Here is a 14,428-nt window from a genome sequence, read left to right as displayed (position 1 = left end):
CCGACACGTCGCGGGTGATCGAGGGGTTGTCCGACTTGCGGCTGATCTTGTCGACTTCGTCGATGTAGACGATGCCGCGCTGGGCGCGTTCGACATTGTAGTCGGCCGCCTGCAGCAGCTTCAGGATGATGTTCTCGACGTCCTCACCGACATAGCCGGCCTCGGTCAGCGTCGTCGAATCGGCCATCGTGAACGGCACATCGAGAATGCGGGCGAGCGTCTGCGCGAGCAGAGTCTTGCCCGAACCAGTCGGTCCGATCAGCAGAATGTTCGACTTCGCGAGTTCGACGTCGTTGTGCTTGGTCTGGTGGTTGAGGCGCTTATAGTGATTGTGCACCGCGACCGAGAGGACCTTCTTGGCATGGTTCTGGCCGATGACGTAATCATCGAGAACCTTGCAGATTTCCTTCGGCGTCGGAATTCCGTCGCGCGACTTCACCAGCGAGGATTTGTTTTCCTCGCGAATGATATCCATGCAGAGCTCGACGCACTCGTCGCAGATGAAGACGGTGGGACCCGCGATCAATTTGCGAACTTCGTGCTGGCTCTTGCCGCAGAACGAACAATACAGCGTGTTCTTGGAGTCGCTGGTCCCGACCTTACTCATTCTATTCTCCGTCCGCCGTTCGATCTTGTCCGCTCGGTCGCCCCATTACGGAACCCATCCGTAGATAGAGCAAAATCCGTACCAAAAAAGACCCCGTTCCAGAATGCCGTACGAATCACGGCTTACTCGAATCTCCCGCGATACTAACCGATCCGCCTGAGCGAACCATGCTGACAGCCGTTGATCAAGAATTCGCTAATCGACGCGGCACCTGGCGCCGTGACAATAGCGTGATTTGCGGCCGTTCAGCGAACAAAGCGACGAAATCGGCCCAGCGTTGCGCGAATGCCACGTTCCACAAGTACGAAAGAGGAACCTGCGTCCCGACAAATTCGGCACTGAATACCAATTAGGAACAATCGTCGTCTGCGAATGGGACAGTCGGCGCGCGGGCGCCGACTGTCTCGGTGCGTGTAAAGCAATTCTGACTGCGCCTTGTTACGGCGCCTTCGGCGTCGATTCCTCGGCGCGCTTGTCGATCACCTTGTCGATAATGCCGAAATCACGCGCCATATCGGCGGTGAGGAATTTGTCGCGCTCCAGCGCGTCCTCGATCGCCTGATAAGTCTGGCCGGTGTGGGTGACGTAGATCTCGTTCAGCCGCTTCTTCAGGTTCAGGATTTCCTGGGCGTGCAGCATGATGTCGGTGGCCTGGCCCTGGAAACCGCCGGAGGGCTGGTGCACCATGATACGCGAATTCGGCAACGAGAAGCGCATGTCCTTGTGGCCAGCGCAGAGCAGCAGCGAACCCATCGAGGCCGCCTGACCGATGCACAGCGTCGACACCGGCGGACGGATGAACTGCATCGTGTCGTAAATCGCCAGACCCGACGTCACCACGCCGCCCGGCGAGTTGATATACATCGAGATTTCCTTCTTCGGATTCTCGGCTTCAAGGAACAGCAGCTGGGCGACGGTCAGCGTCGACATGCCGTCCTCGACAGGACCGGTCACGAAGATGATGCGCTCTTTCAGGAGACGCGAGAAAATGTCGTAGGCCCGTTCTCCGCGGTTGGTCTGTTCGACCACCATCGGGACGAGGTTCATGTAGGTTTCCACCGGGTCGCGCATTGATCACCCAAAAGGTTGAAGAGACGTGGGTTGGAGGAGACGCGAGCCCATCGGCCAGGCTTGAACCGGTTACGGTTTGCCGGATGGGGACCAACGTCCCGTAGTGCAGGAGTAACAAACAGAGTCCACAGATATGGACCAATCGACCGGCGACAAGGCCAGCGGCCGTTGAAGCTCTCAAACGCCAGTTCAAGCCGATTCGGACGGCCACGGCAAAGCGATCCAGCCGTCGGCACGGTGGTATTGCCGGATATTATTAACGCCGGCCGAAAATCCGGCCGGCGTCAGGAGAGATCAGATCAGGCCGCGTTCTTCTCGGCGTCCTCGTCCTTGTAGAGCTCCTCGCGGCTGACCTTCTTCTCGGTCACGGTGGCGAGTTCGAGAATGAAATCGACCACCTTGTCCTCGTAGATCGGTGCACGAAGCTGCGCCAATGCGTTGGCATTGTTGCGGTAATAGTCCCAGACTTCCTTCTCGCGACCGGGCATCGAACGGGCCCGCTCGACCACCGCGCGGCTGACTTCATCGTCCGTGACGGTGATCTTGTTCTTCTCGCCGATCTCCGACAGCACCAGGCCGAGGCGCACGCGACGGTCGGCTATCTTGCGATATTCTTCCATCGCCGCTTCTTCGGTGGTGCTCTCATCGGCGAAGGATTTGCCGGTCGATTCCATCTCGGACTTGATGGAATTCCACATCAGCTTGAACTCTTCCTCGATCAGCGACGGCGGCGCGCCGAACTGGTGGGTCTCGTCGAGACGGTCGAGCAACAGGCGCTTGACGCGCTGGCGGGTCGCGCCGGCGTATTCCTGGGTCAGCCGCTCCTGGGCGGCTTCCTTGAGCTTGTCGAGCGATTCCAGACCGAGCGTCTTGGCGAATTCGTCATCGATCACGGTGTCGACCGGCGATTCGACCGCGGTGGCGGTGGTCGCGAATTCGGCTGGCTTGCCGGCCAGGGTCTCGCTGGCATAGTTGGTCGGGAACGACACCTTGAGGGTACGGGTCTCGCCGGCGGCGATCCCGATCAGCTGCTCTTCAAAGCCCGGAATGAAGGTGTTGGACCCGATCAGGACCTGGATGCCTTCGCCCGTGCCACCGTCGAACGGCACGCCTTCGATGGTGCCGGTGAAGCTGACGGTGACGCGGTCGCCGGATTCGGCCTTGGCGCCCTCGGCCTTTGCAATGAAGGTGCGGTTCTGGTCGGCGACGCGCTTGATGGCTTCATCGACATCCGATTCCGACACATCGGCAACCGGCTTCTCGACGGCAAAGCTCTTGAAGTCGGCCAGCTCGATCGCCGGCACGACTTCGATCGCAACGGTGTAATTGAGGTCGGACTTGCCGGTCAGGATGTCTTCGACTTCCTTCTGCTCGGTCGGCATCGTCACCTTCGGCTCGGTGGCGAGACGGAAACCGCGCTCGGTAAAGATCTGCGAATTGGTGTCGCGGATCAATTCCTCGACCGTCTCGGCGGCAACCGAGCGGCCGTACAGGCGCTTCAGATGGCCCATCGGGACCTTGCCGGGGCGGAAACCGTTGAGCTTGACCTTGCCCTTCATGTCGTCGAGTCGCGCATCGACCTTGGCTTCGATGTCGGCGGCCGGGACGTTGACCTGGAATTCGCGCTTCAGTCCGTCGGAGACGGTTTCATTCACCTGCATGGCGTCAATCTTCTTCCCGCTTGGTCCGGCTCGGTGGCCCGACATTGTAAATCTCGGCGACATCAGGCCCGAAAGCCCGCATCGGTGGTTCATTGGACGTCATCTCATCAAGGAAAGGCCCTTGGGAAACGTGTCCGGAAATCGTCGTGCTCACGCGCGATCGGCGCCTGGTGCGGGCGGAGGGACTCGAACCCCCACAACTTGCGTCGGCGGCACCTAAAGCCGCTGCGTCTACCAATTCCGCCACGCCCGCAAAAGCACCGTCGGTCGCGATGCCGCGAGCGGCGGGCTTATAACATGACGTTGGTTGTTCGCATCAAAAAAATGGCTTTGGCAAGCCCGACGCCCGTTTCCGGCGTTTGCTGGACATATCCGGCGGAAAATGATCGGGATTGGCGATGACACAGCCCGTCACTGCCCTCACTCGCCGCACCCTGATCGCAGCGATCAGCGGGACGATTCTCTCGCCATGGCTGCCGGCTTCGGCGCTCGCGCAGACCCGCCGCCGCCTCGCGCTGCAGGCTGGGCCCGGTTCCACCGTGCCGCGGCCGGGCGCCGCCACCGCGACCTGGCAATTGGGGCCCGCGCCGGCGGACGGGCCACCCCGCTTCCGGCGCGGCGACGAGATCGATGTCAGCTTCCAGAACCGGCTCCCGATTGCGCTGGCCCTGAACTGGACCGGGATCACCGGGACGTTCGAAGCGGAGGCGCTGCTCGGCCGCCTCCCCGTGGCGGCAGGCGGCACCGACGCCTTTCGGTTGCGGCCGCGGCACGCCGGGACCTGCCTCGTCGACACAAGGCTGCTCGGTGACGGCCAGTCGCACCCCTCGCCGGCTTGCGCGCTGGTGGTCGAGGAGAACGAGCCGGTCGCGGTCGATCGCGATGTGCTCTGGCTGATCGAGGATGTCCGACTGCGCGACGACAATAGCGCGATCGCCCCCGGAACAGATCCGAAAGACACCACGGCGCTGTTCACCATCAACGGCAAAGCCAGCCTCGAACTCACCGCAAGACCTCATGAAAGGCTCAGGCTTCGCATCATCAATGGCTGTCAACGCAATGTGATCGCGATACGAATCGAGGGTTACGAGGTTCGGGTAATGGCCATTGACGGGCAGCCCGCCGAGCCGTTTCTGGCGCGCAACAGCCAGCTGGTACTGGCGCCGGGCACCCGGATCGATGCCTTCGTCGATGTGCTGCGACCGGGCGGTTCGGCTACCACCATCCTGCTGCATGATGGCCGGGAGCCGCGCCCGATCGCCAGCCTGATCGTGTCCGGCGAGGCCCCGATCCGGCCCCAGCCCTTGCCACCGGCCGCGCCCTTGCCGTCGAATGGCCTGCCCGCCCGGTTGGATCTGAAGAATGCGCTGCGGGTGGATCTCCCGCTCCAGGGTCCCGACTGGATCAGGCCGGTCGACTTCGCCACAAGACCACAGCCAGCCTTTCGCGCCAAAGCGGGCCGCACAATCGTGCTGGCGCTGGGCAATCGTGGGACATCCCCGGCGGTGTTCCATCTGAACGGCCACCATTTCCGGCTGCTCGACCGGCTCGATGATGGCTGGAAGCCGTATTGGCTGGACACGCTGCTGATCGAGGCCAGCCAGACCCAGCGTATTGCCTTGATGGCGGAGAATACCGGCCGCTGGCTGATGCAGGTCATGGCCGCCGACTGGGCCGCGCCCCGCCTGCTGCGCTGGTACGAGGTCGGCTGACCTTCAATAGCTGAACTCGAAGCGGTCGTAGAGCCGCCGGAACACCGCCGGCAGCGTTTCCGGCAAATCCTCGGCAATCAGCCCTGGCCCGGCCTCGCTGCCAGCCTCGCCATGCATCCAGACCCCGATGCAGGCCGCTTCGAAGGCCGGCACGCCCTGCGCCAGAAAGCCGCCAATGATCCCCGCCAACACGTCGCCGGAGCCGGCGGTGGCCAGCCAGGGCGGCGCATTGGCGGTAATGGCGGCACGGCCATCGGGCGAGGCCACCACCGTGTCCGGCCCCTTCAGCAACACCACCGTACCGGCGCGTTGTGCCGCCGCGCGAACTCGCGCAAGTTTTGAGTGAGTCGTGGCTTCACTGTCCAGATCGTTGAAAATACGTGAGAATTCTCCCTGGTGCGGGGTCAGTACAAGCTCCGCTCCCGCCAGCTTGATCGCCGCGAACAGTGTGTCCGGCGCCTCGGCGAAGCTGGTCAGCGCGTCGGCATCCAGCACGGCGTGGCGGCCGGCCGCCAGCAGGGCCAGCACAAGATCGCGGGTCCGTTCGCCGATCCCGGCACCGGGACCGATCACACAGGCATCCACCTTGTCGCCGATCAAGTCGGCAAACTCGGCCACGGTATCAATCGGCCGCACCATGATCGCGGTCAGGGCGCCGGCATTGACCGCCAGCGCCTCGCGCGGCGAGGCTACGGTGACGACGCCGGCGCCACCGCGCAGCGCGCCGCGGGCCGACAGCCGCGCCGCCCCGGTCGAGGCGATGCCGCCCGACAGCACCACGACATGGCCATGGGAAAATTTATGGCTGTCGATCCGTGGCATCGGAAATGACGCCGCCCACACATCGGGATTGTTCTCCGAAGTCTGCGGCCGGATCGCGCCCAGCACCTCAGGGTCGATGCCGATATCGACCACCCGTAACTGACCGGCATGCACGCGGCCCGGCACCAGCATATGACCGGGCTTCGGCCGGAAGAAGGTCACGGTCTCCATCGCCCGCACCGCGACGCCCATGACGGCGCCGGTATCGCCATTGATGCCGCTCGGCAGATCGACCGCCAGTACCGGCACGCCCGACGCATTGATCGCTTCGATCAGCGCCAGCGGGTCGCCCTTGATCGGACGATCGAGACCGGCGCCAAACAAGGCGTCGATGATCAGCGCCGGCGTCCCGATCAAAGAGGGGTCGCAGGGCAGCACCTCGCCGCGCCATGATTTCGCCGCCAGAGCCGCGTCACCCTTCAAGCTGGCCCGGTCACATAACAACATCACTGAGACGTCACGGCCGCGCGCGGCAAGTTCGGCCGCCGCGACAAAACCGTCACCGCCATTGTTGCCGCGCCCGGCGATGACCAGGATCGCTCCCTCCTCGGCGAGTTCGACGGCGGCGTCGGCGACCGCGCGGCCTGCATTGCCCATCAGCGTGAAGCCCGGGACGCCCCCGGCCATCGTCAGCTGATCGGCAAGAGCCATGTCCGCGGTGGTGAGAACTTCCATGATCAATCCTGTTGCGCCTCATTTTGAGGCAGTTCTTCGCTGTAAAAGCCCGGCACAATTCGTGAATTTGCGCGCTGTTTAATCGTATAGAGTAATTACTAGGCAGGCGCCGCCTGCGTTGCTTCGCCACATTCCCGACAAACAGGATGCAATAGGCTGATAATGCTCTAAATCTAGCCGCATCGGCAAACTGGCATGGACCCTGCTTTTGTGGTGTCAGCTTCGGATCCGTCGCGCTCACCCGGCCAATCCTTTTGCAGGTAGCCGATCGTCGTTCCGTCACCGCCGAGAAATCGACGGCCCGGCGCGACAGCAGCGCATCGGCGCCCGAAACAGGATATCGAACAATCTGCGCAAACCGCGCAATGGTAAAACAACGTGCGGCCTGAAGTTTTGAAGTGCCGGGGAGACGCTCAGTGAAAAAGATCGAAGCCATCATTAAGCCGTTCAAGCTCGACGAGGTCAAGGAAGCGCTTCAGGAGGTCGGGCTGCAGGGCATTACCGTCACCGAAGCCAAGGGTTTTGGCCGCCAGAAGGGCCATGCTGAATTATACCGAGGCGCGGAATACATCGTCGACTTCCTGCCCAAGGTGAAGATCGAGATCGTGATCTCCGACGATCTGGTCGAGAAAGCGATCGACGCGATCCGCCGCGCCGCCCAGACCGGGCGCATCGGCGACGGCAAGATTTTCGTGTCCAACATCGAGGAAGCGGTCCGAATCCGGACCGGAGAATCCGGGCTGGACGCTATCTGAGCCGGGTGCTATCCGACGTTCCACGGTGCAAGACGCTCTGAGAGGCCGCTTCGGCGGCCTCGTCTTGTTGACGACACCTCGCCATGACCATGTTGTCACGACCTGTCGTAGATCCGGGAATATCGGCCCAAAACATAAGGGGAGCACATGACGACCGCCAAAGAAGTCCTGCAGTCCATCAAGGACAATGACGTCAAATACGTCGACCTGCGTTTCACCGATCCGCGTGGCAAATGGCAGCACGTCACCTTCGACATCTCGATGATCGACGAAGAGATCTTCGCCGAGGGCACGATGTTCGACGGTTCCTCGATCGCCGGTTGGAAGGCGATCAATGAATCCGACATGATGCTGATGCTCGATCCGGCCACCGCCGTGATCGACCCGTTCTTCGCCGAGACCACCATGGTCATCACCTGCGACATTCTCGAGCCCTCCACCGGCGAGCCCTACAACCGCGACCCGCGCGGCATCGCCCGCAAGGCCGAAGCCATGGTCAAATCGATGGGCATCGGCGACACCGTGATGGTCGGCCCGGAGGCCGAGTTCTTCGTGTTCGACGACGTGCGCTTCTCGTCGAGCCCGTACAACACCGGTTTCAAGCTGGACTCCTCGGAACTGCCGAGCAATTCCGACACCGAATATGATGGCGGCAATCTTGGCCACCGCATCCGCACCAAGGGCGGCTACTTCCCGGTGCCGCCGCAGGATTCCGTGCAGGACATGCGCTCGGAAATGCTCGGCGCGATGGCCCGGATGGGCGTCAAGGTCGAGAAGCACCACCATGAAGTGGCCTCCGCGCAGCACGAACTCGGCATGAAGTTCGACACGCTGACCCACATGGCCGACCAGATGCAGATCTACAAATATTGCATCCACCAAGTCGCGCACATCTATGGCAAGACCGCCACCTTCATGCCGAAGCCGGTCTATGGCGACAACGGCTCGGGCATGCATGTGCACCAGTCGATCTGGAAGGACGGCAAGCCGGTGTTCGCCGGCAACAAATATGCCGACCTCTCGGAAACCTGCCTGTTCTACATCGGCGGCATCATCAAGCACGCCAAGGCCATCAACGCCTTCACCAACCCGACCACCAACTCCTACAAGCGTCTGGTCCCCGGCTATGAAGCCCCGGTGCTGCTCGCCTATTCCGCGCGCAACCGCTCGGCGTCGTGCCGCATCCCCTACACCACGTCGCCGAAGGCCAAGCGCGTCGAGGTCCGCTTCCCCGACCCGATGGCCAATCCCTATCTGGCCTTCGCCTCGATGCTGATGGCCGGCCTCGACGGCATCAAGAACAAGATCGATCCGGGTCCGGCGATGGACAAGGACCTCTACGACCTGCCGAAGGAAGAGCTGAAGTCGATTCCGACGGTCTGCGGTTCGCTCCGCGAGGCGCTCGAGAATCTCGACAAGGACCGCGGCTTCCTGAAAGCTGGCGGCGTGTTCGATGACGACTTCATCGACGCCTATATCGAACTGAAGATGACCGAAGTGATGCGTTACGAAATGACCCCGCATCCGGTCGAATTCGACATGTACTACTCGCTGTAGTCCAGCGGCGAAAACCATCGATGAGGGCGTTCCGGCAACGGGGCGCCCTTTTTCGTGGGCGACCATTGCCCGCAAAGGGTCCCGATGGCCGACAAACGGGAGCTCCGCGGCTTATAGCCAGCCACGCCACCCCCGGCTGAAGGCGCCCAGGACATGCGGGCCGTTTTTGTGCGAAGGGAACCAACGCCTGGTGCAAAAGTCGTCCCGGCTTGATCCCGCGCGGATTTGACGAAACACTGGGCCGCCATTGGCCAAGAAGGATGTTCACGTGGCTCCAGAAAACAAGGTGGAAAATCGTGGCGATCTGGCGTGGTCGATCGCCGTCGGCGGTATCAGCACCGTCGCCTTTGCGATCTTCGTGCTGTTCGCATGGTATTTTTCCGCGACCCTGTTCCTGATCTTCGCCGGCGTGCTGCTGGGGGTCGGCCTCAATGCGCTGACCGAATTGTTCGGCCGCCTCGTTGGCGGTCCACACGCACTACGCCTGGTCGCCGTCTGCCTGCTGCTGGCCACCCTGCTCAGCGGCGTTGTGTTTCTCGGCGGCGCCACCATCGCAGAACAGACCAAGGTGCTCAGCACCACGCTGAAGTCGCAGGTCGGCAACGTCAAATCCTTTCTGGAGCGGCATGGCGTCGATACCAGCTACCTCGATTTCGGCACCGCCACGCTCGATGCCGAGACCGATGCCCCGACCAAGCCGGCGGCGCCAGCACCTACCACGGACTCGCTGGCCAAGACCAACAACCTGCCCAGCGCCAGCGCCTTCGCCTCGAGCGGCGGCGCCATTGTCAGCCAGACGCTGAAGATCATCCTCGGCGCGGTCGGCGCGCTGGGCAATTTCTTCATCGTACTGTTTCTCGGCCTCACCTTCGCCGCCCAGCCCAGCGTCTACCGCAAGGGCGTGCTGCACCTGACGCCGAAAAAATATCGCGCGGACATGACCGAGATCGTCGATCGCATCAGCGATACGCTGGAGCGGTGGCTGATCGCGCAGATGATCACCATGGTCGCTGTGGGCTCCGTCACCTGGATCGGCCTGATGCTGATCGGCGTGCCCAGCGCCTTCATCCTCGGCGTACAGGCCGGCTTGCTGGCTTTCATCCCGACCGTCGGCGCGCTGCTCGCCGGGCTGATCGTGGTACTCGCCAGCCTTGCCTCCGGCTGGGTCGCGGCGGCCAGCGCCTTCGTACTGTTCCTCGGCGTCCACGCGATGGAAAGCTACGTGCTGACCCCGGTGCTGCAGCGCCAGGCGCTCGACATCCCCGCCGCCACTCTGTTCGCGTTTCAGATCATGCTCGGCGTGGTGTTCGGCGTCTGGGGCCTGGCGCTGGCACTGCCGGTGCTGGCGATCGTCAAGGTGGTGATCGACTTCTTACGCGGCGACGAAGATGAGGCGGAAGACGCGTCGACGGTGGCGAAAGCGGCCTGAGCCGAACGGCGTGGCCTGCCGCGGCAGGGTCGCGCCGCCGCATGGTAAACGGATCATTATCCGCGACGTCGGAATTCCGCCGCTGACTTTCAGGCTTGCTTACCGGCCGCGAGCGCTAGGTGTTCGCCGAATGACCCGTAGGACGAGCCCCTGATGAGCAGCATCTCCACCACCGCCCTGTCCGGCATGAATGCGGCGACCCGCCGGCTTGAGGTCTCCGCCTCGAACGTCGCCAATAGTTCCAGCACCGGCGCCCTGCCCGATGCCAGCGGCGCCGTACCGGCCGGGGCACCACGGGCTTTCGTCCCGCTGGTACTGGTACAGACCGCGAGCGCCGGCGGCGGCACCGCCACCAGCGTGGCCGCCGCGAAGCCGTCCACCATTGCGATCTCCGATCCGCAGGCGCCGTTCGCCAATCAGAGCGGCCTGGTCGCCGCGCCCAATGTCGACCTATCGCAGGAAATGCTGGGCCAGATGATCGCGAGCTACAGTTTTTCCGCCAATGCGACGCTGATGAAGGCGGATGACCGCATGGCCAAGTCGCTGCTCGATATCACGGCGTAGCGCCCGGCCGAAGCCGGGCCGACCCGTTCGAGCGATCGCCTCTGATCGCTTTGGCGCCCGCCTACTCCGCCGACGTCAGCACGGTCTCGGTATGCTCGACATCGGGTGCCGCGGCAAAGTACGGGCCGACCAGCGCGCGCCACTCGTTGAAATCGGCCGATCCGCGAAAATCCACCGTGTGGTTTTCCAGCGTCTCCCATTTCGCCAGCAGCCGATAGCGCGACGGTTTCTCGACGGATTTGTGGAGTTCGATGCCCTTGCCGCCCTTGGCGCGCAGGAACAGCGGCACGGCCTTGCCGACGGCGGCTTCGAAGTCTTTCTCGGAGCCCGGCTTGACGTCGATCAGAGCGATTTCGGTAATCATGCATGCGACCCTTCGTTGCGGTCGCCGTGTCTACCGCAAACCGGTGTCACCGTGAAGCTGATGGCCGGTCAGGCGAACAGCAGCGCGACGCCAGCCACCATCAACGCGCAGCCGATGAAGGCGACTACCGGCCAGCGACGGCGGCGGGCGTCGTAGCGGCCCTGGGCTCGGCGCTCGCTGATCAGCGCGGTTTCGTATTCATCCGAGGTGGAAAACATGCAGCCAAAGCCCGAGCGGGCGGAGGCCGCAGCCGCTTCAAGCGACATCAGGGCCATAGTCGAGGTGGTATCGCGCGGTGTGATCATACAACGATCATAGGGACCGAATGGTAAATAGATCCTTAGTCAGCGCCGCAATCACCCTGTGCTGGCACCGATGCTGACGCCGCGCACCCCGGGGACGGTCATGCCCGGCGCGCTCTGGCCGGCGACGTTGCGCCGTCCCCGCTCCAGTGACAGCGGCGTCTCCTCGGCGGCCTGAACCCGGTTGCGGCCGCCGCGCTTGGCCTGGTACAGCGCGGTATCGGCCGCGGCCAACAGCACCTCGAGTTCGGTGCCAGTCGGCCCGCCGGCGACGCCGATGCTCACGGTGGTGACCACCGGCGCCTCGTTGATAGCAATGCCGCAAGTGGCAAAGGTCTCGCGGACGCGCTCGGCGGCCAGCAGCGCCTCGTCCAGATTGCAAGGCAGCATCGCCGCGAATTCCTCGCCGCCGATCCGGCCGGACAGATCGCTGATCCGCAGCGACTGCAGGATCACCGAGGCGAACAGTTTGAGGACCTCGTCGCCGGCCGGATGGCCGAAGCGATCATTGATCGACTTGAAATGGTCAATGTCGAAGATCATCACGGTGATCGGGCGTCCCGCCTTGGCCTCGCGCTCGATCATCCGCGAAGTCGCCTCGGAAAATCCGCGTCGGTTGAACAGGCCGGTCAGCGGGTCGCAGGACGCCGCCACCTTGTGCACGGTTACCGCACGCTCCGAAACCAGCATGAAGATCACAAACACGGTGCCGACCGCGTAGAGAACCAGTTCGATCGCGAACAAAGTCGCCCAGATGCTGGTGCCGAAACCGCCAGTGTCGCCATGCAGCAGATCACCGAGCACGATCGGCAGCATCAGGACGAAGCCGTGCAGCAACGGGACCAGCATGGCCGGCCAGTTGCGCTGCACCGACGTGCGACGCTCCAGCCCGAGTTCATGGGCGGTCAGCATGGCGTAGGCGGCAACAATCGCGGCGCCGATGGTCAGGCGCAGCACCTCGGATTCCGGAGGCAGCGTCATGATGGCGGCGATCCACGCCAGCGCGCCGAGAAACAAGCCACCCCAGCTCGGCGCCCGGCCATGGAACACCCGCGCCGCGTTCCAGACCATCGCGCAGGCGACCAGACCAAGCGAGTTGACGGCCAGAGACAGCGCCTCGCCGATCATGGCGCTGGCCAGCGTCCAGAACGCCACCGAGATGGCGCCGAGCAGATAGGCAAAACCCCACCAGTACAGCGCCGGAATTTTCTGCTGTCGTCCGACAAACAGCAACATGACCCCCAGCAAGGCAGCAACCATGGTTGCGACCAGATAGAGCGTGGACGTATCGAGCGACATCGGAAGCTACCGGCATTTGTTGCAGGATTTCCGGTCGTTAAGCGACCGGACGGCATTCACGCCGAATCTGACGCTATGATGGGCAGATTTGAAATTCGTTTGCACGCGAGCAACAATTTTCACGAAAATAATCGATCAATTCATCCGCATCGGGAACACGCGTCGCCCAATACAAAAAGGGCGCCCGAAGGCGCCCTTTTGATAGTGATGGTTCGCTTGCGCGACCGGTTGACGAAACGCTTAGCGCTTCGAGAACTGGAACGACTTGCGGGCTTTCGCCTTGCCGTACTTCTTGCGCTCGACGACGCGCGAGTCGCGGGTCAGGAAGCCGCCCTTCTTGAGGACGCCGCGCAGATCCGGCTCGAAGCAGGTCAGCGCCTTGGAGATACCGTGACGCACGGCACCAGCCTGGCCCGAAAGACCGCCACCGGCGACGGTGCAGATCACGTCGTACTGACCGGCACGGGCCGCGGCGACCAGCGGCTGCTGGATCAACATGCGCAGCACGGGACGCGCGAAGTACACTTCGACTTCACGGGTGTTGACGACGATCTTGCCGGCGCCCGGCTTGATCCAGACACGGGCAACCGCGTCCTTGCGCTTGCCGGTCGCATAGGCACGGCCGTATTTGTCGATCTTCTTGACGTATTTCGGCGCGTCCGGCGCGGACACCTTGAGCGCGGAAAGCTGGTCGAGAGACTGCATGGTATCCGACATTATGCGGCCCTCATGTTCTTGCGGTTCAGCACGCCAACGTCAAACGGCTCGGGCTGCTGGGCTTCGTGCGGATGCTCGGCACCCGGGTAGACGCGCAGATTGCTCATCTGCACGCGACCGAGCGGGCCGCGCGGAATCATGCGCTCAATGGCTTTTTCCATCACGCGCTCCGGGAAGCGACCCTCGAGGATCGACTTGGCGCTGCGTTCCTTGATGCCGCCGATGAAACCGGTGTGGTGGTAATAGATCTTCTGGTCGCGCTTGCGGCCAGTGAACACCACCTTGGCGGCATTGATGATGATGACATGGTCACCGCAATCAACGTGGGGCGTGTAGATCGGGAGATGCTTGCCGCGCAGTCGCATGGCGACCAGCGTGGCGAGACGGCCAACCACGAGACCCGTGGCGTCAATGACGATCCACTTCTTCGTGATCTCGGCTGGCTTTGCCGAAAACGTCTTCATGTGAGAAATCCGTGTGAAAGGGAGACATCGGCGCAAACCCGCCGAACTGGGTGCGTTTCTAGTGAGGGTATCGGATTCCGTCAATGCCCAAACGAGCGAAAATATGCAAAATTATGCAGCAAAATCATCGCGTTATAAATATGGTTCTATAATACCTTCCAATTCAGCCAATGTTCGGAATGGAATAGGTGGAGGTGACGTGGGCGATCGGATCCGGCGAAGTGCCTGATAACAGGGTCACTTCGCCGACCGCGAGGCGCTTGCCGAGCTTCAACAGCTTGGCAGCGGCCAGCACATCCTGGCCGGGCTGGCCCTTGCGCAGGAAATTGATGTTGAGATTGGTCGTCACCGCGAGGCCGACCGGGCCGATCGCCGAAAGCAGCACCACGTACATCGCAAAATCGGCCATCGCCATCAGCGTCGGCCCCG

At 62.7% G+C, this 14,428-nt stretch carries 15 protein-coding genes and 1 tRNA gene; 5 read left to right on the top strand and 11 right to left on the bottom strand.

What is annotated here, in order from left to right; all coding sequences use genetic code 11:
* The 4 genes from Q0S16_RS22765 to Q0S16_RS22750 all read right to left on the bottom strand — a co-directional run.
* Window positions 1–607: ClpX C4-type zinc finger protein (locus tag Q0S16_RS22765; RefSeq protein WP_295853509.1), on the bottom strand; the 607-nt coding region annotated here is incomplete at its 3' end.
* A gap of 438 nt (window positions 608–1,045) precedes the next feature.
* The gene (locus Q0S16_RS22760) at window positions 1,046–1,678 is read right to left on the bottom strand and encodes an ATP-dependent Clp protease proteolytic subunit (protein ID WP_295853507.1); all 633 of its coding nucleotides are present in this window, start codon (window positions 1,676–1,678) and stop codon (window positions 1,046–1,048) included.
* Between the two features lie 299 nt (window positions 1,679–1,977).
* Complete coding sequence (gene tig, locus Q0S16_RS22755; RefSeq protein WP_295853502.1) at window positions 1,978–3,339, bottom strand: trigger factor; 1,362 nt, start codon at window positions 3,337–3,339, stop codon at window positions 1,978–1,980.
* Window positions 3,340–3,507: 168 nt separating this feature from the next.
* A tRNA-Leu gene (locus tag Q0S16_RS22750) sits at window positions 3,508–3,592 on the bottom strand.
* A 145-nt stretch (window positions 3,593–3,737) separates the two neighbouring features.
* On the opposite strand from Q0S16_RS22750, the gene Q0S16_RS22745 reads away from it, so the two are divergent.
* Window positions 3,738–5,051, top strand: coding sequence for a multicopper oxidase domain-containing protein (locus Q0S16_RS22745; RefSeq protein ID WP_295853499.1), 1,314 nt, complete (start codon window positions 3,738–3,740; stop codon window positions 5,049–5,051).
* A gap of 3 nt (window positions 5,052–5,054) precedes the next feature.
* Here the strand turns inward: Q0S16_RS22745 and Q0S16_RS22740 are convergent, their stop codons facing one another.
* A complete protein-coding gene (locus Q0S16_RS22740) occupies window positions 5,055–6,548 on the bottom strand; it encodes an NAD(P)H-hydrate dehydratase (RefSeq protein ID WP_295853498.1) in 1,494 nt (497 codons plus the stop codon).
* Window positions 6,549–6,964: 416 nt separating this feature from the next.
* On the opposite strand from Q0S16_RS22740, the gene Q0S16_RS22735 reads away from it, so the two are divergent.
* The 4 genes from Q0S16_RS22735 to Q0S16_RS22720 all read left to right on the top strand — a co-directional run bounded on the left by Q0S16_RS22735 (window position 6,965) and on the right by Q0S16_RS22720 (window position 10,853).
* Entirely contained in the window at window positions 6,965–7,303 is a 339-nt protein-coding gene (locus Q0S16_RS22735) for a P-II family nitrogen regulator (protein ID WP_143573288.1), read from the top strand.
* Window positions 7,304–7,450: 147 nt separating this feature from the next.
* Window positions 7,451–8,860: a type I glutamate--ammonia ligase gene (glnA, locus tag Q0S16_RS22730; RefSeq protein ID WP_295853491.1), complete on the top strand. Its 1,410-nt coding sequence runs from the start codon at window positions 7,451–7,453 to the stop codon at window positions 8,858–8,860.
* A 268-nt stretch (window positions 8,861–9,128) separates the two neighbouring features.
* Complete coding sequence (locus Q0S16_RS22725; protein WP_295853488.1) at window positions 9,129–10,289, top strand: AI-2E family transporter; 1,161 nt, start codon at window positions 9,129–9,131, stop codon at window positions 10,287–10,289.
* Between the two features lie 153 nt (window positions 10,290–10,442).
* Window positions 10,443–10,853: a flagellar basal body rod C-terminal domain-containing protein gene (locus Q0S16_RS22720; protein ID WP_295853484.1), complete on the top strand. Its 411-nt coding sequence runs from the start codon at window positions 10,443–10,445 to the stop codon at window positions 10,851–10,853.
* Between the two features lie 61 nt (window positions 10,854–10,914).
* Here Q0S16_RS22720 and Q0S16_RS22715 read toward each other — a convergent pair whose 3' ends face one another.
* From Q0S16_RS22715 to Q0S16_RS22690, 6 genes are all read right to left on the bottom strand, one after another.
* Entirely contained in the window at window positions 10,915–11,217 is a 303-nt protein-coding gene (locus Q0S16_RS22715; protein ID WP_295853482.1) for an antibiotic biosynthesis monooxygenase family protein, read from the bottom strand.
* Window positions 11,218–11,285: 68 nt separating this feature from the next.
* Window positions 11,286–11,522, bottom strand: coding sequence for a hypothetical protein (locus Q0S16_RS22710; RefSeq protein ID WP_295853480.1), 237 nt, complete (start codon window positions 11,520–11,522; stop codon window positions 11,286–11,288).
* 51 nt (window positions 11,523–11,573) lie between these two features.
* Window positions 11,574–12,818, bottom strand: a complete 1,245-nt coding sequence (locus Q0S16_RS22705) for a GGDEF domain-containing protein (protein WP_295853475.1) — start codon at window positions 12,816–12,818, stop codon at window positions 11,574–11,576.
* A gap of 240 nt (window positions 12,819–13,058) precedes the next feature.
* A complete protein-coding gene (gene rpsI, locus Q0S16_RS22700; protein WP_295853472.1) occupies window positions 13,059–13,535 on the bottom strand; it encodes a 30S ribosomal protein S9 in 477 nt (158 codons plus the stop codon).
* Complete coding sequence (gene rplM / locus Q0S16_RS22695; protein ID WP_295853469.1) at window positions 13,535–13,999, bottom strand: 50S ribosomal protein L13; 465 nt, start codon at window positions 13,997–13,999, stop codon at window positions 13,535–13,537. Before rplM ends, rpsI begins: the two co-directional genes overlap by 1 nt.
* Window positions 14,000–14,162: 163 nt before the next feature.
* The coding region (locus tag Q0S16_RS22690; RefSeq protein ID WP_295853465.1) for a PaaI family thioesterase at window positions 14,163–14,428 on the bottom strand (266 nt) is incomplete at its 5' end.

The organism is Tardiphaga sp. (assembly GCF_025356345.1).
Lineage (GTDB): Bacteria > Pseudomonadota > Alphaproteobacteria > Rhizobiales > Xanthobacteraceae > Tardiphaga.
This window is presented reverse-complemented; position numbering and strand designations above follow the sequence as displayed.

Coding starts and splice junctions, on each gene's coding strand:
- Q0S16_RS22760 (WP_295853507.1), bottom strand. CDS start 1,678: ATGCGCGACCCGGTGGAAACCTACATGAACCTCGTCCCGATGGTGGTC.
- tig (WP_295853502.1), bottom strand. CDS start 3,339: ATGCAGGTGAATGAAACCGTCTCCGACGGACTGAAGCGCGAATTCCAG.
- Q0S16_RS22745 (WP_295853499.1), top strand. CDS start 3,738: ATGACACAGCCCGTCACTGCCCTCACTCGCCGCACCCTGATCGCAGCG.
- Q0S16_RS22740 (WP_295853498.1), bottom strand. CDS start 6,548: ATGGAAGTTCTCACCACCGCGGACATGGCTCTTGCCGATCAGCTGACG.
- glnA (WP_295853491.1), top strand. CDS start 7,451: ATGACGACCGCCAAAGAAGTCCTGCAGTCCATCAAGGACAATGACGTC.
- Q0S16_RS22720 (WP_295853484.1), top strand. CDS start 10,443: ATGAGCAGCATCTCCACCACCGCCCTGTCCGGCATGAATGCGGCGACC.
- Q0S16_RS22715 (WP_295853482.1), bottom strand. CDS start 11,217: ATGATTACCGAAATCGCTCTGATCGACGTCAAGCCGGGCTCCGAGAAA.
- Q0S16_RS22710 (WP_295853480.1), bottom strand. CDS start 11,522: ATGATCACACCGCGCGATACCACCTCGACTATGGCCCTGATGTCGCTT.
- Q0S16_RS22705 (WP_295853475.1), bottom strand. CDS start 12,818: ATGTCGCTCGATACGTCCACGCTCTATCTGGTCGCAACCATGGTTGCT.
- rpsI (WP_295853472.1), bottom strand. CDS start 13,535: ATGTCGGATACCATGCAGTCTCTCGACCAGCTTTCCGCGCTCAAGGTG.
- rplM (WP_295853469.1), bottom strand. CDS start 13,999: ATGAAGACGTTTTCGGCAAAGCCAGCCGAGATCACGAAGAAGTGGATC.